Source organism: Lentzea sp. CA-135723, assembly GCF_050936595.1.
GTDB lineage: Bacteria > Actinomycetota > Actinomycetes > Mycobacteriales > Pseudonocardiaceae > Lentzea.
Genome location: NZ_JBNJMK010000001.1, coordinates 3,889,915 through 3,909,427 on the forward strand (window position 1 = coordinate 3,889,915; position 19,513 = coordinate 3,909,427).

A 19,513-nucleotide genomic window follows, 5' to 3' on the forward strand; every position below is an offset into this window, starting at 1 on the left:
CATCTGGATCACTGGACCGCGTCCGACACGCTCAGCAGTTACTTGATCCTACAACTGGGTGACAATGGGCGCGACAAAGGGTGGTTCTTGACCGTTATCACGCCGAAATCAAACATTGACCTGTGATTCAGTTCACCGCTGGATTCGACCCGATCGAGTGAACTTGCGGTATCTCCCACGTGGAGAAGCGCGTCATCCCCTGAATTGCCAAGGAAGGTGGCAACACGCGGAACGCGAAGTTCCGCAGTGCCAAGGCGATCGGCGACCGCATCTCGATGCCGAACCTCCCCGCCATCCGGGAACCCTTCCACACCGCCTGGGTGCGCGGCCGCCGCAGAGCGTCGTACCGGGCGAGATCTCCGTTCACCGCGGCCAGCGTCACGGCGTCCTCCAACGCCATGCACGCGCCCTGCCCGAGGTACGGCGTCATCGCGTGCGCCGCGTCGCCGAGCAACGCCACCCGCCCCTTCACGAACGCGGGCAGCAACGGCAACTGGTAGATGTCGTGCCGGATCACGTCCGGGGTCGAGGACACCAGGCCGGGCAACGGGTCGTGCCAGTCCGCGAACAACGCCACCGGGTCGAGGTCGGCCCGAGCGGGCGCGACGCACGCGACGTACCAGCACACCCGGCCGTCCCCGAGCGGCAGGATCCCGGCCTCGCCGCCGGGCCCGAGCGTCTGCGAGATCGGCAGGTCGTACGGCCCCGGCGCCACGCCGCGCCACGCGGTCGCCCCCGCGTACTCGGGAGCCGGGGCGTCAGGGAAGAGCTCCGCGCGCAACCGGCTGTCGATGCCGTCCGCCGCGACGACGAGATCCGCGTCCAGCTCGTCCGAACGGGTCACCTCGGCGTCGTTGAACAGCACCGACGACGGCAACGCCCGCAGCAGCACGCCGTGCAGGTCGGCGCGGTGCATCGCGATCACCTTCTCCTGACCCACATCCGGCAGGTGCACCAGCCAGCGCCCGCCGGAAGCCCGCACGCCACCCGACACCCGAGGCGTCCCGAGCCGCCGGATCTCGGCATCCACGCCCATCCACTCCAGCGCGCGCATCGCGTTCGGCATCACGCCCACCCCGGCGCCGATCTCCCCGAACGCCGCCACCCGTTCGCGGACCTCGACCTCCCAGCCGGTCCGGCGCAGCGACACCGCCGCCGCCAGCCCGCCGATGCCGCCGCCCACCACGATCGCCTTCATCGCATCCTCCTCTACGGATGTAGAAGACTCTACACCTGTAGACTACAGCTGTAGAGAGAGATGGGGACCACAGGTGCGCAGAGAGCTCATCACCGACGCCGCGATCAAGCTCGTGGCCGCCCAGGGCATGCGCGGCCTCACCCATCGCGCCGTCGACCGCGAGGCAGGGCTGCCGGAGGGGTCGACCAGCGCGTACTTCCGCACGCGCAAGGCGTTGGTCGAGGGGTTCGTGGCGCGGCTGGCCGAGCAGGAACGCCTGGACGTCGCCCCCGACCCGGACGACATCGCCGGCAGCATCGCGAAGACGCTCGACAGCTGGCTCGTCGAACGCGACCGCACGCTCGCCCGGTACGCGGCGATGCTCGAAGCGACGCACCACCCCGAGCTGAAGTCGATCATGGCGCACTCGCCGCGCGAGCAGGCGACGGCGCTCGCGAAGATGCTGGGCCACGCGGATCCCGAACGAGCGGGCGCGCACTTCACGGCGTTCCTCGAAGGCCTGCTCTTCTACCGGCTCGTCGGCGGCGGCAGCACGGTCGGCCCGGCGCCGGGCACCGAGGAAAGCCTGCGGGATCTGCGCCAGGCCGTCGAAAAGGCGTTGCGACCGTAGGTACCGTGGGTTTCATGGGATTCGGGTACGGGGTCTTCTACCTCTGATCCAGGACGTGTGCCGCAGCGCAACACGTCCTGATTTCGCGTACCCAAAAGAGGATCCCCGTGCGTTCGCATGTTCATTTGACGACCCAAGATCTCACCAAGGGCTATGAGGCCGGGCCCGTCGTCGACGGCATCTCGCTCACCGTCTCCGCGGGCCAGCGCCTGGGCATCATCGGCGAGAACGGCCGCGGCAAGACCACCCTCCTCCGCCTGCTGGCCGGCGACCTGACCCCGGACCAGGGAACTGTCACCCGGCACGGTTCGTTGAGCCTGGTGCAACAGGAGATGCCTTTCCACCAAGGCGAAACCGTGGGGGACCTGCTGTCAGAGGCGCTGCGCGAGAGCCGCGACGCACTGTCCGAACTGGACGGTGCGGCCGAGCCGTTCGACGAGCAGCGCTACACCGAGGCGTTGGCGCACGCCGAGAGCATCGAGGCGTGGGACGCCGAACGACGGGCCGACATCGCGCTCAAAGCACTCGACGCCGACCACGACAAGGCCACCGAGCTGGCCAGGCTCAGCGTGGGCCAGCGCTACCGGGTCCGGCTCGCGTGCCTGCTCGCCGAACGCGCCGACGTCCTGCTGCTCGACGAACCGACCAACCACCTCGACGCGGGCGCGCTGACGTTCCTCACCGAACGCCTGCGCCAGCACCACGGCGTCGTGGTGCTGGTGAGCCACGACCGCACGTTGCTGGACGACGTCTGCACGCAACTGCTCGACCTCGACCCGACCCCCGACGGCGAGGTGCACCTGCACGGCGGCGGCTACCGGGCGTTCAAGGAGGCGAAACGCGCCGAACGCCAACGGTGGGAGCAGCGGTTCGCCCAGGAGGAGGCCGAGCACGACGAGCTGGCCGGCAAGGTCGAACGCGCCCAGTCCCGGCTGAAGGACAACTGGCGGCCGCCGAAGGGCGCGTTCAAGCACAAGCGCAGCACCCGTGCGGCGAACAAGATGCGCAACGTCGCACGGCGGTTGGAGGAGCTGGACGACCAACGGGTGGACGCTCCCCCGCCGCCGTTGCGCTTCACACCGCCAGAGCTGGAGGCGAGCGGCGACCTGCTGCACGCAACCCCGCTCGAAGTACCCGGGCGGGTGACCCTGACCGAGCCGATCTCGCTCAGCGCGGGCGAGAAGCTGCTGGTCGTCGGGCCGAACGGCGCGGGCAAGTCGACGTTGCTGAACGTCCTCGCCGGCCGCATCACGCCTGCCCAAGGCACGGTGCACCACGTCGGCAAGGTCGCGCTGCTCGCCCAGGAGTCGGTGTTCGAGAACGAGGAGGCCACCGCGCGGCAGCTGTGCCCGGAAGCCGAGGAGCTCGGTCTGCTCACCGGGACCGACCTGGCCCGCCCGGTCGCCCGGCTGTCCACCGGTCAACGGCGGCGGCTGGAGCTCGCGATCCTGCTCAGCGGCTCCCCGCACGTGCTGCTGCTGGACGAACCGACCAACCACCTGTCGATCGCGCTGGTCGACGAGCTGACCGAAGCCCTGCGCCAGACGCGGGCCGCGGTGGCCGTCGCGACGCACGACCGGCGGATGCGGACAGATTTCGGTTCGTGGCGGTCCGTAACCCTCGATTCACCTTCACGGAGTCATGAAACTTCTGTAGCTTCGGAAGTAGGTCCTCTGCTGAGCACTGGGAGGTGTGCGAGATGACCGAACTGATCTCCGAGAAACTGCCCACCACGCGCCAGACCCCGTTCGACCCGCCGGCCGAGGTCACGGCCATCCGCGAGCAGGCCCGCGTCAGCAGGCTGAAGTTCGCGGACGGCCACCTCGGCTGGCTGGTCACGGGGCACCACCAGGTGCGCGAGATCCTGGGGAGCCCGAAGTTCACCAACCGCCCGGAGAACCACCACCTGCTCGACGTGCGCTTCCAGGGCGACCTGCCCGAGGACAAGGACAAGCGCAAGGCCGAGCCTGGCATGTTCCTGAGCCAGGACCCGCCGGACCACACCCGGCTGCGCAAGATGCTGCAGGGCCAGTTCACCGTCCGGCGGATGAACCAGCTGTCCGAGTGGATCGGCCAGATCGTCGACGACCAGCTGGCGCACCTGCGCACGTTCGACGGCCGCGCGGACCTCGTCAAGGAGTTCGCGATGCCGGTGCCGTCACTGGTGATCTGCGCGCTGCTCGGCGTCGGGTACGACGAGAAGGCGCGGTTCCAGGACGACACCGCGAAGCTGCTGAGCCTCGACTCGTCGTTCAAGGAGGCGATGGAGGCCTTCCAGCGCATCCAGGAGTTCATGCGCGAACTGGTCGCCCGCAAGAAGGAGAACCCGGGCGACGACATGATCAGCGACCTCATCGCCACGGGGGAACCCACGGACGAGGAAGCGGCGAACATGGCGCTGCTCCTGCTGGTCGCCGGGCACGAGACCACGGCGAACATGCTGGGCCTCGGCACGTTCACGCTGCTGCAGCACCCGGACCAGCTCAAGATCCTCAAGGACGAGCCGGACGTCGTCGACAACGCCGTCGAGGAGCTGATGCGGTACCTGTCGATCATCCACTTCGGACCGACGCGCACCGCGGTCGAGGACGTGGAGATCGAGGGGCACCTCATCAAGGCCGGTGACACCGTGGTGATGCACGTGCCCGCGGCCAACCGCGACCCGGAGAGGTTCCCCGGCAACCCGGAGGAGCTCGACCTGCGCAGGCCGGCGAGCGGGCACGTGGCGTTCGGGCACGGCATCCACCAGTGCCTCGGCCAGCAGCTCGCGCGGATCGAGATGAGGGTCGGGTTCGCCAAGCTCTTCCAGGAGTTCCCGGACCTCCGGCTCGACATCGACCCCGAGGAGGTGCCGCTGCGCACCGACATGGGGATCTACGGAGTGCACTCGTTGCCAGTAGCGTGGTCGGCATGAGGATTTCCGTCGACCAGACCAAGTGCTGCGGTTCGGGAATGTGCGTTCTGACCGACCCGGACCTGTTCGACCAGAGCGAGGACGACGGCACCGTCGTGCTGCTGCAGGAGAATCCGGACGCCGAGCACGAAGCGGGCGCGAAGGAAGCGGCGGGGCTCTGCCCGGCCGGAGCGATCACGATCAGCTGACGCGCTGAAGACGTGCCGGGCGACAAAACCGTGCCCTGTCGCCCGGCGCCAGCGCGTCCCTGAAAGTCGTACGCTCCCACCATGAACACAGCGCCGGGGTGGTACCCGGACAACGCCGACCCGCGGTTCGTCCGGTGGTGGGACGGCGTTCAGTGGACGCCGCACGTCCAGCCGCGGCAGGAGCAGGCCGACGCCCACCACACCGAGCTGCAGATGGGCGGCACCGGCCAGGACCGCGTGGCCCAGCAGGTGCGACGCGCCGGCGTGCAGGGCGTGGTCTCCGGGGGCGGCGGCACCCTGTTCAGCGAACCGGTCCTGGTGGTGAACCAGAAGGCCAAGCTCGTCGAGATGTCGAACTCCTACGTCATCTACGACCAGCACGCCCGCCACCTCGGCACGGTCGAGCAGGTCGGGCAGTCCGGCGCCGCGAAGGCGTTGCGCGCCTTCACGAAGATGGACTCGATGCTGGACGTCCGGCTGGAGATCCGCGACCTGCACGGGATGCCGCAGCTGCGCATCACCCGGCCCGCGACGATGTGGAAGTCGAAGGTCCTGGTCGAACGCGGTGACGGCATGCCGGTCGGCGAGATCGTGCAGGAGAACGTGTTCGGAAAAGTCCGCTTCGCCTACGTGTGCAACGGAACGCAGGTCGGCGGCATCTACGCGGAGAACTGGCGGGCCTGGAACTTCTCGCTCCAGGACCACACCGGCACCGAGGTCGCCCGCATCACCAAGACCTGGCAGGGCTTCTCCAAGGCCATGTTCTCCACGGCCGACAACTACGTGGTGCAGTTCCACCGGCCGGTGCCGGACCCGTTGCTCAGCATGATCGTGGCCTCCGGGGTCACCGTCGACACGGTGCTGAGCCAGAACCAGGGCTAGGACGTCGCCAGGCGGAGTTCGACGGCCTCCGCCTGGAACCCGGACGCCGTCAGGGTCTCCTCCGCCTGACGCCAGTGCTCCCGTGCCTCCTCGGCACGGCCGGAGCGGTCCAGGGCGTTGCCGAGCACGCGCAGCGAACGGCCGAACTCGGGTGGGGAGTCCATGTCGCGCGCGTGGTCCAGCGCGAGCGCGGCCAGCCGCAGCGCCTCCTCGGGCGTGGCGGCGAGCCCGGACCGCAGGCGCCACACCCAGATGCGGCCCTGCCGGTCGTCGTGCTCCTCGAAGAACTCCCAGGCCCTGCGCAGCTGTTCCTCGGCCAGCGAGTTCTGGCCCGACCGCACCAGCGTGTCCGCGAGGAACAGCCGGACGTTGGCCGCGAGGTCCGGGTCGCCGAGCTTCTGCGCGGCGGCCAAGGACGACCGCAGGAACGCCGCGGACTCGTCCAGCTCGCCGGTGAACTGGTGCAGCCGCCCCAGTTCCAGCGTCGCCATCAGCTCGCTCTGCTCGTCGCCGAGCTCACCGGCGACGCGCCGGGCCCGTTCCAGGTACTCCTGCGCCGCGGCCAGCCCACCGGCACGGCGTTCGATGGCGCCCAGCGAGCACAGCACCTCGATCTCGCCGTGCGGGTTGCTCGCCGCGACGAACCGTTCCATGGCTTCCCGGTGCGCCGCACGGGCTTCCTCGGAGCGCCCGCACCACTCGTGCATCCAGCCCAGGCCGTACCAGGCGTAGGCCTCGCCCCAGACGTCCCCCGCCTCGACGAAACCCTGCTGCGCGGCCTGGAAGTCGGCGGACGCGGCGGCGAAGTCGTTCAGGCGGGCGCGCAGAATCCCCCGCTGCTGCACCAGCATCGGCCTGCGGCCGGCGGGCGCGCAGGACAGGCCGAGCGCGTTGATGTGCTCCCAGTCGTCGAAGCGGGCCCTCAGGTCGCAGAACGCGGCCGACCGGATCGCGAGCTCGGCGGCCAGCGTTCCGAGTCCCAGCGCCGCGGCCTGCGTGATCACCGCGTGGACGTTCTGCCACTCCGCGTCGAACCACTCGGCCGCGTCGCCGAGGTCGAACCGTTCCAGAGCCAGGGGTTCGAGCCGCAACCCCTGGTGCGGCAGCTCGACGTCGGCCCGCGTCGCGAGGTCGAGCCACTGCTCGAACAACGCCTTCAACGCGTCGGCCGGGTCTTCCGCGGCCGCCTCACGGCCGAACGCGCGCAACAGGTCGTGCAGGCGATAACGCACCTGTCCCAGCGCATCGCGGCCCGCGTAGTCGACCAGCCGCGCGTCGACCAGCGCCTCGACGTCGTCCTCGGCGTCGTCGAGATCCAGGCCCAGCAACGGGGACGCCACCCAGGCCGGGAAGTCCGGGGTGTCCACCAGCGACAGCAACCGGAACGCGGTCCGGTGCGACTCGGCCAGCCCGTCGTAGCTGAGCGCGAGCGACGCGCGCACGTCGAGGTCGCCCAGCGACAGCTCGTCGAACCGGCGCCGTTCGTCGGAGAGCCGCCCGGCGAGCTTCGAGAGCTGCCAGTGCGGCCGCGCCACCAGCCGGGCCGCCGCCACCCGCAACGCGAGCGGCAGGCTCCCGCAGTACGTCACGATCTGCTGCGCCGCAACGGGTTCGGCCGCACAGCGGGCCTCGCCGACGGCGGCCTGCAGCAACGCCAGCGCGTCCGTCGACGGCAGCACGTCCAGCGGCACGACGTGCGCCGCCTCCAGCCCGGCCAATGCGGCCCGCGAGGTCACCAGCGCCGCGCCCGACGTCGTTCCCGGCAGCAACGGCCGGACCTGCGCCTCGTTCACCGCGTTGTCCAGCACGACCAGGATCTTCCGGTCCGACAACAGGTCCCGGTACAGGTCGACCCGATCCTCCACAGTGGACGGGATCGCGCCGCCGGACACGCCCAGCCCGCGCAGCAACCGGTCCAGCGCGGCGGCGGGTTCGACGGGCTTCTGCTCTCCACCGCGCAGGTTCAGGTACAGCTGGCCGTCCGGGAACGCGTCCCGCACGAGATGCGCGCAGTGCACCGCCAGCGAGGTCTTGCCGACGCCACCGGGCCCGGTGATCGTCCACGTGCCACCGGCGCGCAGCCCGGCCGTGAGCCGCACGACCTCCGCGGCACGACCCGAGAAGTCGCCGACCGCGGGCGGCAGCCACGACGGTCCTGCCTGGACGGCGGCGACCGGCGCGGACGAGCCCGCCAGCACCTCCATGTGCAGCGCGCGCAGTTCCGCGTTCGGGTCGATGCCGAGCTCGTCGGCGAGCACCTCGCTCGCGCGCCGGAACACGTCCAGGGCCTGCGCCTGCTGACCGGTGCGGTGCAGGGCGAGCATCAGCTGGAACCAGAAGCGTTCGCGCAGCGGGTGTTCCGCGACGAGCGAGCGCAGCTCGTCGACGATCTGGTCGTGGCGGCCGAGCTGCAGCTCGGCGTCGTTGCGGCGCTCCAGCACCTCCCAGCGCTGCTCGTTGAGCCGCTGCACGTCGGTCTGCTCCATGCGCAACGACGACACCTGGTCCAGGGCCGGTCCGCGCCACAACGCGGCCGCCTCGCCGAGCAGCCGTGCCTCGGTCTCGAGGTCCGGCGCGCGGCGGGCCTCCGCCCGCAACCGCTGGAACGTCAGCAGGTCGAGCTGGTCGTCCTCGAGGTGGATCGAGTAGCCGGTCGGCCACGTGCGGACGAGCTTGCGGTCGGCGAGGTCGTCCAGCGACTGTCTCAACCGCATGACGTACGTCTGCAAGGTCGCGCGAGCCGCACCTGAAGGCTCGTCGCCCCAAAGGTGTTCCATCAGCTCGTACGACGTCACCGGCGCGTTCGGCTTCATCAGCAACGCGGCGAGCAGCACGCGTTGCTTGGCGGAACGCAGCTCCACGACCCGTCCGGAGTCGATGACCTGCAACGACCCGAGAACCCTGAACCCCCACCGGCGCTGCATGTGACCGATCCTAACCAGCCGGTAACCCCGGGTGTCAGCGAAATGTCAGCGGCGGTCGCGATGCTCACAAACGAGGAAGGGTCAGCGGCCCATCACCCCGGGCGGGCCGCTGACGATCACCGGAGCGGCGCCCCGGCCCCCAGCCGGGCGTCACTCCCCCAAGACGGTGCCGCCGGGGCCCGGACAGCCCAAACCTCTCCTCGGGCCCTGGCGGCGCCTTTTCTCAGGCGGCACCCCGCGACGTGGTCATGAACTTGCCGAGCCGCGACACGAGGTCGTCCGCGGCCTCGTTGCCCCGCAGGCGTTCCGCTTCCTGCCGCAACGGGCGCATGCGGTCACGGGTGCGGGCGGAACGGATGGGACCGGACACCGCGATGGCCTGCTCCCCGACATCACGCGCGTGTTCGGCCTCGTTCTGCACCAGGTAGTTGACGGCCAGCGCGGCGAGCCGGAACGACTGGCTGCGCGACGCGTCCTCGCCGCCCGCCGAGATCGCCCTGGTGAGCAGCGGAATCGCCGACCGCGCGTACTTCACGTCGCAGGTGCGCGCGAGCTCGGTGTGCACCATGCCGCCGATCGACACCAGGTCGGCCAGGTCGAAGAACCTCGCCCACGGCGGCGCGTCCTCGGCCACCGACCGTTCGAACTCGTCCTCGGCCCGCGCGAACTGGCGCAGCGCCTGCCTTTCCGCGCCCATCTTCGCGAACGCCCACGCCTCGTTGGCGTGCAGGATGGACACGGCCAGAGTGGACCCGCTGGCCTGCGCGATCGGCAGTCCTCGTTGGAACGACGCCAGCGCGTCCTCGGCCAGCTCGTAGTGCAGGTGCACGCGACCCATCCGGTAGTGGATGTTCGCCTCCAACCCGCTGTTGCCCGACGCGCGCGCGAGGCCCATCGCACGGCCGAAGTGCAGGTGCGCGGACTCCAGCAGTCCCATGTCGAACGACGACCAGCCGGCCAGGTTGTGCAGGTCCGCGATGGCCACCTGCAGCCGGTGCAGCACCTTGCCGGACGAACCGGTGTCGAGCAACGGGTTCGCCCAGTTCAGCAGTGCGACGCAGGCATCGCGGCAGGCACCGCCGCCGTATTCGTGGTCCAGTGCTCTGAGCGCGCCCGTGAGCGTTTCCACGTGCCGCACATCCGTTTTGTCCACGCGAGCGGGAAATGCTTCGCCGTCGAACATAGCTGGGCCCTCCTGACGTGCGCCGGTCACCCGTTGTACGGCTACCCGTTACACACCGCCGGTACTCACCGCGCCGCGTCACCATCCCGCTGTCCGGCCTGGTCGGGAAGGGTCTTTCGGCCTTCCCGGAACATGGCGGCGCGACCACCACAACGCCGTGGTGGCCGCGCCTACGATTTCGGACGGTCGTGGTGATCGGAAAGGGGCCATCGAGGTGTTGAGCATGTCGGACTGAATCAATTTCCCGTGACGACATCGCACCGGATCGGCCGCTGAATTCACTCTTCCAGGGTGACCACCTGGGCCGGGCACCTGTCCACCGCGTCACGAACGCCCGGCAGCAGGTCGGCGGACGGCTCGGAGATCAGCACGAGGCCGCGCCCGTCGTCATCCGACTGATCGAACACGTCCGGTGCGGCCAGCACGCACTGGCCCGAACCGATGCACCCGGTCTGGTCTATCCGGACCGCCATCACCACACCACCGGGATCGTCGCCGCGCCGTAGGTGATCATGTCCTCGCGGAAGTCCATCTCGGCCACCGGGATCGCCGGCCGGACGTCCGGGAACCGGGTGAACAGCGTGCGGAGCAGGATCTGCAGCTCCGCGCGAGCCAGGTTCGCGCCGAGGCACTGGTGCGGGCCGAACCCGAACCCGAGGTGCGACACGGCCTTGCGCTCCAGGTCGAGCTCACCGGCGTGCGGGCACAGCGCGTCGTCCAGGTTGGCGTGGAACGTCACCGCGACCCACTCGCCCTCCCGGATGGTGACGCCGTCGACCTCGACGTCTTCGAGGGCCTTGCGGGCGAGCCCCGCGCCGCCGAGCCTGCCGACGGTGTAGCGCATCAGCTCCTCGACGATGGCGTCCGCGCGGCCGGGGTCGCGCCGCAGGATCGCCAGCTGGTCCGGCTTCTCGAAGAGCGTGAGCGTGAACAGGCCGAAGAAGTTCGACGTCGTCTCGTGTCCCGCCGCGAGCAGGCCGATGGCGAGGAACAGCAGCTCGTCCATCTGGAAGTCGGTGTCGTTGACCATGAGGCCGATCAGGTCGTCGGTGGTGCCCGACGCCTTCTTCTCCTCCACGACCTCGAGCAGCACCCCGCCCAGTTCCTCGGCCTTGGCCTCGTACTCGGCGCGCGAGCCGTTCTTGCCGAACATCTCCCTGGCCGTGGCCTGGAAGAGCTCCTGGTGCTCCGGCGGCACGCCGAGCAGCTCGGCGATCACCAGCGACGGCACCGGCAGGCACACCGACGCCACCAGGTCGGCCGGCGCCCCCGCCCGTTCCATCGCGTCGAGGTGCTCGTCGACGATCTCCTGGATGCGCGGGCGCATCTCGTTGAGGCGCTTGACCATGAACGCCCGGGAGAGCGGCCGGCGCAGCCGCAGGTGCTCGGCACCGTCCATCACGTTCATGTTGCCGGGCTCAGGTCGCCCGAGGACCTGCTCGCCCTCGGTGCGCATCTCGGGCTGGCCGTCCTTGTTCGCGCTGAACCGCGGGTCGGAGAGCACCGTGCGCACGCCCGCGTAGCTGCTGACGACCCAGGCCTCGACGCCGTTGGGCCAGAGCATCTTCACCGGGCCGTCGCTGATGGCCTCCTCGAAGCCCGCGGGCGGTCCCAGCGGGTGGACGCGGTTCTCGTGCGGGACGGGGCAGACAGCGGCTTCGGTCATGGACATCCCCCTCAACAGAACAGAACTGTTCTTTTGAATCCATGACCGAACGTAGCGCAACGACTACGGTCTGGCGAGTTATTTGGTCCGAAATGTACTGATGAGCGGTCTCAACAGGCCGTCGACGATGCCCTCGACGACGCCCGGCTCCTCCGAACGCAGCACGAACGTCGAGATCAGCGCGGTGATGAGGACCTCGGTGTCGAGGCTGTCGGGGAGCTCGCCGCGCGCCTTCGCCCGGTCGACGGCGACCCGCAGGTGCTCGGTGTAGGCGCGGTCGACGTGCTCCTCGCGCAGGCTCGCGAGGTCGGGGTCCTGCCGGCTGCCCTCGAGCAGGCCCAGGAAGATCCCGGCGGTGTCGAACGGCGGCTCGCGCCACGCCCGGATGATCTGGCGGACGTCCTCGACGAACGCGCCCTCGTCGGGTTGCGGCAGCTGGGGGAGGTTCGCTTTCAACGCGTCGGTGATGAGCCGCGCCTTGGAGGGCCAGCGCTGGTAGAGGCTCGCCTTGCTCGCACGGGCCCGGCCGGCGACGAGGTCCATGTTGAACCGCGCGTAGCCGACCTCGGCCAGCACGTCGAGGACGGCGGCGAAGACCTCCTGCAGACGCTCCGGCGCGTCCAGCGGCGTGCGACCCAACCCCAACCTCCCGTCGTCAGTCGAACCGCGAGTTCGCGTCGGGCCGCCGTCTGCGGAGCAGCGGCCTAAGACACCGGGACCGTACCCGGAGCGTCCGCTAGCTTGCCCGTCCGCTGCACCGACATCCACCGCAGCTGCGTGCCGTGCACCGCCGTGATCAGCGACTGGATCACCACGACGTACATGAGCTGCCGGTACACCACCTGTTGCAGCGGATAGGCCCACAGCGGCTTCAACGACTCGCCGTCGAGCCTCAGCGCGTACCCCGCGCTCGCTGTCTGGATCAGCAGGAACACCGTCCACACGATGAGCCCGAGAGGTGCGTCCGCGACGAGGAACCCGTACAGCACAAGAAGGTCCATCACGGGCGCGAGCAGCGGCAGCAGCAGGTGGAACGCCAACAGGTAGAGGAGTCCGAACCGGCCCATCGGTCCTTTCTCGACCAACGCGCCGCGGTGCTTCCACATCGCCTGGAACGTGCCGTACGACCACCGGTACCGCTGCCGGAACAGGCCGCGGACGGTGACCGGCGCCTCCGTCCACGCCCTGGCCTCCGGCCGGTACGCGACCCGCCAGCCCGCCCGCGTCACCGCCATCGTCAGGTCGGTGTCCTCGGCGAGGGTGTCCTCGCTGACGCCGCCGACGTCGGTGAGCGCCGCCCGGCGGAACGCCCCGACGGCGCCCGGCACCGTCGGGATGCAGCGCAGCGCGTGCAGGATCTGCCGGTCCAGGTTGGACCCCGCGCAGTACTCCAGGTGCTGCCAGCGGCCGAGGATCCCCTGCCGGTTGCCGACCTTGGCGTTGCCGGAGACCGCGCCGACCTCGTTGTCCGCGAACGGTTGCACGAGCTGGCCGACGGTCTCCGGCTCGAAGATCGTGTCGCCGTCCACGAGCACGAGGAGGTCGTGCCGCGCCGCGCGGATGCCCGCGTTGAGCGCGGCGGGCTTGCCCTGGTTGGCCTGCCGGATCACGGTGAGGCCGGGCAGCTCCAGCTCCTCGGCGATGTCGCCGGTGCCGTCGGAGGAGCCGTCGTCCACGACGATCACCTCGACGTCGGCGAGGTGGTTGTTCGCGGCGATGGACCTGACGGTGGCGGCGATGTTCAACGCCTCGTTGTACGCCGGGACGACGACCGACACCGGCGGCGCGGACCACGGCGGTGGCTCCTGCTCGCGGCGCAGCCGGCGGTCGGTGTGTGCGAGACCCAGCTGCATCAGCGTGCGCAGCAAGCCCAGCAGTGCGGCGATGCCGATGGCGGTGCCGAACAGCAGGAGCACCACCCCGCCGTTGCGCTGCGACCACGCCGTGACGGCGCCGGTGAACCGTTCGCTCGCCGAGGCCACGACCGGCGCCTCTTCGCTGACGAGCACGAACCGGTAGCCGGGTTGCTTCGCGAGTTCGCGGGCGATGTCGCCGCCGATGCTGCCGTCGTCGTGCAGCCGGACGACGCCTTTCCCTTCCTGCAACGACATCCGCACCAGCGTGCCGATGTCCTGGTGCTCGCGGTCGCCGCTGTCGACCTCCCCAGGCGCGCCGACGAGACGCGTGTGGACGCCCAGCGCGTCGGCGAGGGCCGCCTGCGCGAGGGCGAGGTTCAGCGGCTCGCCGAGGTCGCCCTCGGTCCGGAACCCGTCGAGCCCGATCCGGTGGCCCTCCGCGACGACCCGGCGTGCGACGTCGGGATGACGCGTGACCTGGGCGCCGGTGACGTAGAAGGTCGCCCTGATCCCCGCGTCCCGCAGGCGGTCCAGGGTGCGCGGCGTCCACTTCGGGTCAGGGCCGCCGTGGAACGCGAGCGCGAGCGTGCCCGCGGGCAGCTCGTGACGTTCGCCCTCGTGCGGCACGGCTTCGGGCTTGACCGAGGCGTAGGCGTGCAACGACACCACGCTCATCAGCACGAGCAACCCGAGCACGATGGAGATCCAGTGCAGCCTGGGCGTGCGCGTCACCAGGCTCCCAGCAACGTGCCGCCGACCACGGCCGCGAACACGATCAGTCCACTCGCGACGGTCCAGCTGACCAGCCTCGCCGCTACCCGTCTACCGCCGCTTCGATCGACGAAGACCTGCATTTCCTTTCCCCCCAATGAAAAGACGGACCACTGTGACCACCAGGGCCACGCCGACCGCCGACGCCATCCACGGGAACCCGTTCACCAGCCACGGGACCGCGTCCGCCGCGAATTCCTTGCTGCTTCCCCAAAGCGGGAGCCTCTTCGTCTGCCGCTCCCAGGCCGCGTTGCCCACCGCGACGACGACGAACACGAGAGGTGGCGCCGGTGCCACCGTCCAGAGACCTACCCGCCTGACCAGCGCCGAGGCCACGAGCGTGCCGCCCGCAAGCCACGCGCCGAAGACCCAGCCGAACTCTTCCCCGTCCACCCAGACCCCCGCCTGCGTGAACACCGCCAGCACCGCGAGCGCGGCGAGACTGGGCAGTTGAACCCCCATGACCACCTAGAATAGTTGAGGGGGTGTCTCGTCAATGCAATCACGTGGTGGCCGTCACCGCACCGTCTTCCTGGTCCTCACCCGCTTCGCCTGGATGGCGCTGAGCCTCGTCGTGCTGGCCGCGTCGGCGTTCGCCTGGTCCACTGTGTCCACCATCTCGACGGGCGTCGAGCGGTCCTTCGCGATCCCGGACGACGCGCCGCGCTCCGCGTCCGGCCGCAACATCCTGATCATGGGCCTGACCACCCGCCTGGACCTGCACGGCGAACCGCTGCCCGACGACGTGCTGCGGCGCATGCAGGCGGGCGAGAGCGACCGCGGCGGCTACAACGCGAACACGCTGATCCTGCTGCACATCCCCGAATCCGGGCCGGCGGTGGCGATGTCGGTGCCCCGCGACAACCTCGTGGCGCTGGAGTCGGGCGGCGAGGGCAAGATCAAGGAGGCGTACGGGCGGGCCAAGATCGCCGAGGAGGACCGGCTGCGCGCCGCCGGCACGCACGACAGGCGAGAGCTCGAACGCGGCGGGCGTGAGGCAGGCAGGCGCGCCCAGGTGCGGACCGTGTCGGCATTCCTCAACCAGCCCGTCGACCACCTGGTGGAGATCTCGCTGATCGGCTTCTTCCACATCGCCGAAGGGCTTGGGGGCGTGGACGTGTGCCTGCAGCACGCGACGAAGGACCCGTTGTCCGGCGCGGACTTCCCGGCGGGACCGCAGCACCTCGACGCCGGCCAGGCGTTGTCGTTCGTGCGGCAGCGGCACGGGCTGCGCGACGGCGACCTCGGCCGCACCCGGCGGCAGCAGGCGTTCCTGTCCGCGGTCACCAAGCGGCTCAGGGGCGCTGACGTCGGCGCGGTGCAGGCGATGATCGACATGGCGAAGCAGGACGTCGTGCTGGACGCGCGGTTCGACCTGGTGGAGTTCGCTCGGAACATCCCGGCCGAGGTGCGGTTCGACACCCTGCCGATCGAGGGCGGCGCGCACCTCGGCGGGCTCGACGTGAACAAGGTGGACCGGGAGAAGGTGCGCGCGAAGGTGACCGAGCTGGCCGCCGCACCGCCTCCGCCGCCGCCCGACGACGGGATTCCGTGCGTGGACTAGATGTTTCGAAACTCTAGGTGCGGCGTTCGGTCACCCAGGTCGCGATCTGCGCCCGTGAGCTGAACCCGAGCTTCTGCAGGATCCGCTCCACGTGTCCCTCCGCGGTCCGGCGCGCGATCACCAGCCGGGCCGCGATCTCCTTGTTCGACATGCCACCCGCGATCAGGTCCGCCACCTGCTGTTCTCGGCGGGTCAACGGCGCGAGCGGCGCGGCCGGCGCCGGAGCGGCGGTCTCCTCCTCCCCGATGGCGAACGCGATCGCGTCGTCCAGTTCGAGGTCCATGCCCTTGCGGAACACGGCGCGGAACTCCTGCTCGCCGAGCGCGGACATCGTCGCCGACTCGCACTCGCCGTGCGGCGCGCCGAAGTACCGCGACCCGAACATCGGGTAGCCCACCGACTGCCAGATCTCGTTGGTGGCGCCCAGCAACGTCGCCGCGCGCGCCGCGTTGCGCTGCGAGGCCGCGATCCAGGCGAGCAGCTCGACCGCGAGCACGATGCCCAGCAGGTCGTGGAACGAGCGCTTGATCCGCAGGCACTCGCGGCCGAGCTGGTCGGCGCGGACGAGGTCACCGCTGACCCACGCGCACAACGCCAGCACCCAGATCGCGTACGCCTGCGCCCACAGCTCGCCGTGCTCCTCGCCGACGGCCTTGGCCTCGACGCACAGCCGTTCGGCCGCCGCGAAGTCGCGCCGGAACGTCGCCGAGATCGCGAGCTCGATGCCGGCGAGCATGGTGTGGCTGTTGACCGTGCCCTGACCCCGGTACAGCCGCATCGCCTCGGCGAACCCGCTGTCGGCCAGGTCGAGGTCGTCGCCGACGAGGTGCGTGCAGGCGATGCGGTGGGTCGCGTACGCCAGTGCGGTCCCATCACCGGACGTGAGGGCGTACTCGCGGCACTCGTCCAGCATCCGCACCGACGCGGGCAGGTCGCCCTGCAACGTCGACACGTAGCCGTTGACCCACAGCGCCTTCGCCCGCCGCGGTCCGGGTTTCGCGCCCGCCACGGCCCGGTCGAGCCAGTGCCTGCCCTCGCCGAGCATGCCGCAGCCCGCCCAGTAGAACCACAGCGTGCTCGCGAGGTGCACGCAGTGGTCGCCGTCGTTGTCGAAGCAGAAGTCCAGGGCCGACCGCAGGTTCGCGTGTTCCAGGCGGGTGCGGCCGAAGATCTGCGCCTGGGCCGGGCCGAACCACTCGGCCTCGCGGCGCTCGGCCCAGTCGATGAAGTGGTCGCGGTGCCGTTCGCGCATCACCTGCTCGCGGCCGGCGGCGCGGAGCTTCTCCAGGCCGTACTGGCGCAGCGGTTCCAGCAGCCGGAAGCGGGTGCCGGACGGGTGCTGCTCGGACACGACGACCGACTTGTCGACCAGTCCCATCAGCGACCGCAGGATCTCCTCCGCCGGAACGCTCTCGCCCGCGCAGACCCGTTCCGCCGCCTCCAGGTCGAACGTGCCGGCGAAGACCGACGCGCGCGCCCACAGGACCTGCTCGTCGCGGGTGCAGAGGTGGAAGCTCCAGTCGACCGCCGCGTGCAGCGTCTGGTGCCTCGGGTCGCCGCCGCGCTTGCCGTCGACGAGAACGCGGAAGGTGTTGTCCAATCTGGACAACAAGTGGTCAAGGCTCAGCACCCGCAGCCGCACGGCGGCCAGTTCGATCGCCAGTGGAATGCCGCCGAGCAACGCGCAGATCTGGCTGACCTGCTCGTGGTTGCGCGCGTCGAGGACGAACCCCGGCTCGACGGCGGCGGCCCGTTCGGCGAACAGCGCCAGCGCCGGTTCGCCCGGCAGTGGCAGGACCTGCCACAAATGTTCGCCGTCGACACCCAGCCGTTCCCGGCTCGTGACGAGAACTCGCAGGCCGGGCACGCCGCGCAACAACGCGTCGACCAGATCGGCCGCCGATGCGATGACGTGCTCGCAGTTGTCGAGCACCATCAGCAGCTGGCGGTCGCGCAGGTGTTCCACCAGGACGGTGCGGTGCATGCGGACGGTGTCGTCGTGGACGCCCAGCTGCTCCAGGACCGTGTGCACGACCAGGTCCGGATCGGTGACCACGCCCAGGTCGACGTACCACACCCCGTCGCGGAACGCCCTGTGCGTCTCGGCCGCCGCGCGCAACGCCAGCCGCGTCTTGCCGACACCACCAACACCCGTAAGAGTGACAAGGCGCGACCCGGACAGCAGCCTGCGCACCTCGGCGACGTCCTGCTTGCGGCCGACGAAAGTAGTTGTGTCAGCAGGCAAATTGCCTTTCCGACCAGGGTGTAGCGAACCTCCCACAGCCGCACCCTAGGTCGGCCCGTTCTCCCGCTGCAACGCGGTCCCCCGGAGGTACCAACGCCGAAACACGGGTAGTTACCCCCTAGGGCGCATGCGGTCACATCGCCAGTCTTGAAAACTTGGGGACGCTCGCCCGCGGGAGGGGTCATGGCGATGAACAGCCTTGAGGTCGACGTCCGGGAGCAGAACGGCGTGCTCGTCGTGAGGTTCAGCGGGCGGCTCGACTGGACGACGTACATGCGCGCGCAGGACGTGCTGCTCGACCACGCCACGAAGGAGCTCGTCGGCGTCGTCGTGGAACTGGACGAGCTCGTCGCCGAGTCCCCCGCGCTGCTCGTGCTGTTTGACGTCGTGTGGCTGTCGGCGGCGCGCTGGCCCGGCATCTCGCTCAGCATCGTGGTGAGCGACCTCGCGCTGCGGTCCACGCTGGAGTCGCGCGGGCTGCCCCGGCACATCCCGATGTACGCGACGACGTCCGAGGCCGTGGGCTCGGTGGTGCGGCACCGGTTCGAGGACCGGGTGGACGCGCCGCTGCCGACGTGCCGCTGCCTGCCGCACGTGGCCGAGCGGATCACCGAACGCGCCTGCGAGCGGTGGGGCGTGCAGGCGTTGCTCGACGTCGCGCCTCAGGTGGCCGTGGAGCTCGTGTCGCACGTCGAGGACGACAACTCTCTCGCGCTGCTGCTGCGCATGCGTGGCGACCAGATGTCCGTTGCGGTGCGCACGACCGCACGGTTCGACCTCAAGCAGTGGCACATCATGAGGCACAACGTCGCGTCCATCGCCGTTTGCAACTTCACGATGGGTGAGACGCCGGCCGGGGGTGGGCGGCACGTCATCTGGGCGTCGCTGGACGTGCCGGACGACAGCCGGCGGCCGCCGATCCCCGCGTCCGAGGCCGTCTACACCTATCAGGCGTGATCTTTGCAGAACCCGAACATTCGGCGGACCGTGCTCTGACCGTGGGCGGTCATCGTTCTGTGCCATGAACATTTCGCGAATCGGTGGGCTGGTGGCAGGCATGCTGCTGCTGGGCGCGGGCACCGCGTCGGCACAGGAGCCGATCACGATCAGCCCCGAGAAGGTGGAGAAGATCTGCTCGCAGCGCGTGCCGCGGGTGGAGACCAAGGTGAAGGCGCTGACCGACAAGATCAACGGCACCGCGGAGACCCTCGGCTCGAAGAAGTGGATCGAGCAGAGGTCCGCCGACGCCCGCAAGAACGGCAACACCGCGCGGGCGGACGTGCTGGACGCCAAGCTGAAGCTGCGCGACGCCCAGCTCGTGAAGCTCGCGAAGGCGGGCGAGCGGATCGCCAAGTTCAAGACCGAGCACTGCGGGTCCAAGTGAGGTGGCTCGCCGCGGTCGTCCTGCTGTTCGCCCTGACGGCGTGCCGGGGCGAGGAGGCGCCGAACGACCTCGATGATGTGGAATCTACGTTGAACAGCATCGAGTCGGACCTCAACCAGCCGGGGTGA

At 70.0% G+C, this 19,513-nt stretch carries 18 protein-coding genes; 9 read left to right on the top strand and 9 right to left on the bottom strand.

Features of this window, described 5'->3' with window-relative positions; genetic code table 11:
* Positions 1-127: 127 nt before the first annotated feature.
* Positions 128-1,198: an FAD-dependent monooxygenase gene (locus tag ACQEU1_RS17140; RefSeq protein ID WP_433202156.1), complete on the bottom strand. Its 1,071-nt coding sequence runs from the start codon at positions 1,196-1,198 to the stop codon at positions 128-130.
* Positions 1,199-1,271: 73 nt separating this feature from the next.
* Between ACQEU1_RS17140 and ACQEU1_RS17145 the strand changes: the two genes are divergently transcribed.
* The 5 genes from ACQEU1_RS17145 (at position 1,272) to ACQEU1_RS17165 (ending at position 5,792) form a co-directional block, all read left to right on the top strand.
* Positions 1,272-1,808, top strand: a complete 537-nt coding sequence (locus ACQEU1_RS17145; protein ID WP_433202159.1) for a TetR/AcrR family transcriptional regulator — start codon at positions 1,272-1,274, stop codon at positions 1,806-1,808.
* Between the two features lie 125 nt (positions 1,809-1,933).
* Complete coding sequence (locus ACQEU1_RS17150) at positions 1,934-3,511, top strand: ABC-F family ATP-binding cassette domain-containing protein (protein WP_433202162.1); 1,578 nt, start codon at positions 1,934-1,936, stop codon at positions 3,509-3,511.
* Complete coding sequence (locus ACQEU1_RS17155) at positions 3,508-4,722, top strand: cytochrome P450 (RefSeq protein ID WP_433202165.1); 1,215 nt, start codon at positions 3,508-3,510, stop codon at positions 4,720-4,722. Before ACQEU1_RS17150 ends, ACQEU1_RS17155 begins: the two co-directional genes overlap by 4 nt.
* Positions 4,719-4,910, top strand: a complete 192-nt coding sequence (locus tag ACQEU1_RS17160; RefSeq protein ID WP_382439591.1) for a ferredoxin — start codon at positions 4,719-4,721, stop codon at positions 4,908-4,910. Before ACQEU1_RS17155 ends, ACQEU1_RS17160 begins: the two co-directional genes overlap by 4 nt.
* Before the next feature lie 81 nt (positions 4,911-4,991).
* Positions 4,992-5,792, top strand: coding sequence for a phospholipid scramblase-related protein (locus tag ACQEU1_RS17165; protein WP_433202168.1), 801 nt, complete (start codon positions 4,992-4,994; stop codon positions 5,790-5,792).
* Here ACQEU1_RS17165 and ACQEU1_RS17170 read toward each other — a convergent pair.
* From ACQEU1_RS17170 to ACQEU1_RS17200, 7 genes are all read right to left on the bottom strand, one after another.
* Positions 5,789-8,716, bottom strand: coding sequence for a BTAD domain-containing putative transcriptional regulator (locus ACQEU1_RS17170; RefSeq protein ID WP_433202171.1), 2,928 nt, complete (start codon positions 8,714-8,716; stop codon positions 5,789-5,791). The genes ACQEU1_RS17165 and ACQEU1_RS17170 overlap by 4 nt on opposite strands.
* A 223-nt stretch (positions 8,717-8,939) precedes the next feature.
* On the bottom strand, positions 8,940-9,869 hold the full coding sequence (locus ACQEU1_RS17175; protein ID WP_433202174.1) for a hypothetical protein: 930 nt from the start codon (positions 9,867-9,869) through the stop codon (positions 8,940-8,942).
* A 308-nt stretch (positions 9,870-10,177) separates the two neighbouring features.
* On the bottom strand, positions 10,178-10,372 hold the full coding sequence (locus ACQEU1_RS17180) for a ferredoxin (RefSeq protein ID WP_433202177.1): 195 nt from the start codon (positions 10,370-10,372) through the stop codon (positions 10,178-10,180).
* Positions 10,372-11,565: a cytochrome P450 gene (locus ACQEU1_RS17185; protein WP_433202180.1), complete on the bottom strand. Its 1,194-nt coding sequence runs from the start codon at positions 11,563-11,565 to the stop codon at positions 10,372-10,374. Before ACQEU1_RS17185 ends, ACQEU1_RS17180 begins: the two co-directional genes overlap by 1 nt.
* A gap of 78 nt (positions 11,566-11,643) precedes the next feature.
* Positions 11,644-12,204: a TetR/AcrR family transcriptional regulator gene (locus tag ACQEU1_RS17190; RefSeq protein ID WP_433202183.1), complete on the bottom strand. Its 561-nt coding sequence runs from the start codon at positions 12,202-12,204 to the stop codon at positions 11,644-11,646.
* A 65-nt stretch (positions 12,205-12,269) separates the two neighbouring features.
* On the bottom strand, positions 12,270-14,153 hold the full coding sequence (locus tag ACQEU1_RS17195) for a glycosyltransferase (RefSeq protein WP_433202186.1): 1,884 nt from the start codon (positions 14,151-14,153) through the stop codon (positions 12,270-12,272).
* A 90-nt stretch (positions 14,154-14,243) separates the two neighbouring features.
* Complete coding sequence (locus ACQEU1_RS17200; protein ID WP_433202189.1) at positions 14,244-14,654, bottom strand: DUF6542 domain-containing protein; 411 nt, start codon at positions 14,652-14,654, stop codon at positions 14,244-14,246.
* A gap of 34 nt (positions 14,655-14,688) precedes the next feature.
* Here ACQEU1_RS17200 and ACQEU1_RS17205 point away from each other — a divergent pair, with 34 nt between their 5' ends.
* Positions 14,689-15,756 carry an LCP family protein gene (locus ACQEU1_RS17205; RefSeq protein WP_433202192.1) on the top strand — a complete coding sequence of 356 codons (1,068 nt, stop codon included), beginning with the start codon at positions 14,689-14,691 and terminating at the stop codon, positions 15,754-15,756.
* A gap of 13 nt (positions 15,757-15,769) precedes the next feature.
* Here the strand turns inward: ACQEU1_RS17205 and ACQEU1_RS17210 are convergent, their stop codons facing one another.
* A complete protein-coding gene (locus ACQEU1_RS17210; protein WP_433202195.1) occupies positions 15,770-18,001 on the bottom strand; it encodes an ATP-binding protein in 2,232 nt (743 codons plus the stop codon).
* Positions 18,002-18,190: 189 nt separating this feature from the next.
* On the opposite strand from ACQEU1_RS17210, the gene ACQEU1_RS17215 reads away from it, so the two are divergent.
* From ACQEU1_RS17215 to ACQEU1_RS17225, 3 genes are all read left to right on the top strand, one after another.
* Positions 18,191-18,958: a hypothetical protein gene (locus ACQEU1_RS17215; RefSeq protein WP_433202198.1), complete on the top strand. Its 768-nt coding sequence runs from the start codon at positions 18,191-18,193 to the stop codon at positions 18,956-18,958.
* 64 nt (positions 18,959-19,022) lie between these two features.
* Positions 19,023-19,385 carry a hypothetical protein gene (locus tag ACQEU1_RS17220; protein ID WP_433202201.1) on the top strand — a complete coding sequence of 121 codons (363 nt, stop codon included), beginning with the start codon at positions 19,023-19,025 and terminating at the stop codon, positions 19,383-19,385.
* Positions 19,382-19,513 carry a hypothetical protein gene (locus tag ACQEU1_RS17225; RefSeq protein ID WP_433202204.1) on the top strand — a complete coding sequence of 44 codons (132 nt, stop codon included), beginning with the start codon at positions 19,382-19,384 and terminating at the stop codon, positions 19,511-19,513. Before ACQEU1_RS17220 ends, ACQEU1_RS17225 begins: the two co-directional genes overlap by 4 nt.

Bases quoted from the DNA above. Each gene is read 5' to 3' on its own strand.
- ACQEU1_RS17140 (WP_433202156.1), bottom strand. From the start codon at position 1,198: ATGAAGGCGATCGTGGTGGGCGGCGGCATCGGCGGGCTGGCGGCGGCG.
- ACQEU1_RS17155 (WP_433202165.1), top strand. From the start codon at position 3,508: ATGACCGAACTGATCTCCGAGAAACTGCCCACCACGCGCCAGACCCCG.
- ACQEU1_RS17200 (WP_433202189.1), bottom strand. From the start codon at position 14,654: ATGGGGGTTCAACTGCCCAGTCTCGCCGCGCTCGCGGTGCTGGCGGTG.
- ACQEU1_RS17180 (WP_433202177.1), bottom strand. From the start codon at position 10,372: ATGGCGGTCCGGATAGACCAGACCGGGTGCATCGGTTCGGGCCAGTGC.
- ACQEU1_RS17160 (WP_382439591.1), top strand. From the start codon at position 4,719: ATGAGGATTTCCGTCGACCAGACCAAGTGCTGCGGTTCGGGAATGTGC.
- ACQEU1_RS17185 (WP_433202180.1), bottom strand. From the start codon at position 11,565: ATGACCGAAGCCGCTGTCTGCCCCGTCCCGCACGAGAACCGCGTCCAC.
- ACQEU1_RS17170 (WP_433202171.1), bottom strand. From the start codon at position 8,716: ATGCAGCGCCGGTGGGGGTTCAGGGTTCTCGGGTCGTTGCAGGTCATC.
- ACQEU1_RS17165 (WP_433202168.1), top strand. From the start codon at position 4,992: ATGAACACAGCGCCGGGGTGGTACCCGGACAACGCCGACCCGCGGTTC.
- ACQEU1_RS17215 (WP_433202198.1), top strand. From the start codon at position 18,191: ATGAACAGCCTTGAGGTCGACGTCCGGGAGCAGAACGGCGTGCTCGTC.
- ACQEU1_RS17220 (WP_433202201.1), top strand. From the start codon at position 19,023: ATGAACATTTCGCGAATCGGTGGGCTGGTGGCAGGCATGCTGCTGCTG.
- ACQEU1_RS17205 (WP_433202192.1), top strand. From the start codon at position 14,689: ATGCAATCACGTGGTGGCCGTCACCGCACCGTCTTCCTGGTCCTCACC.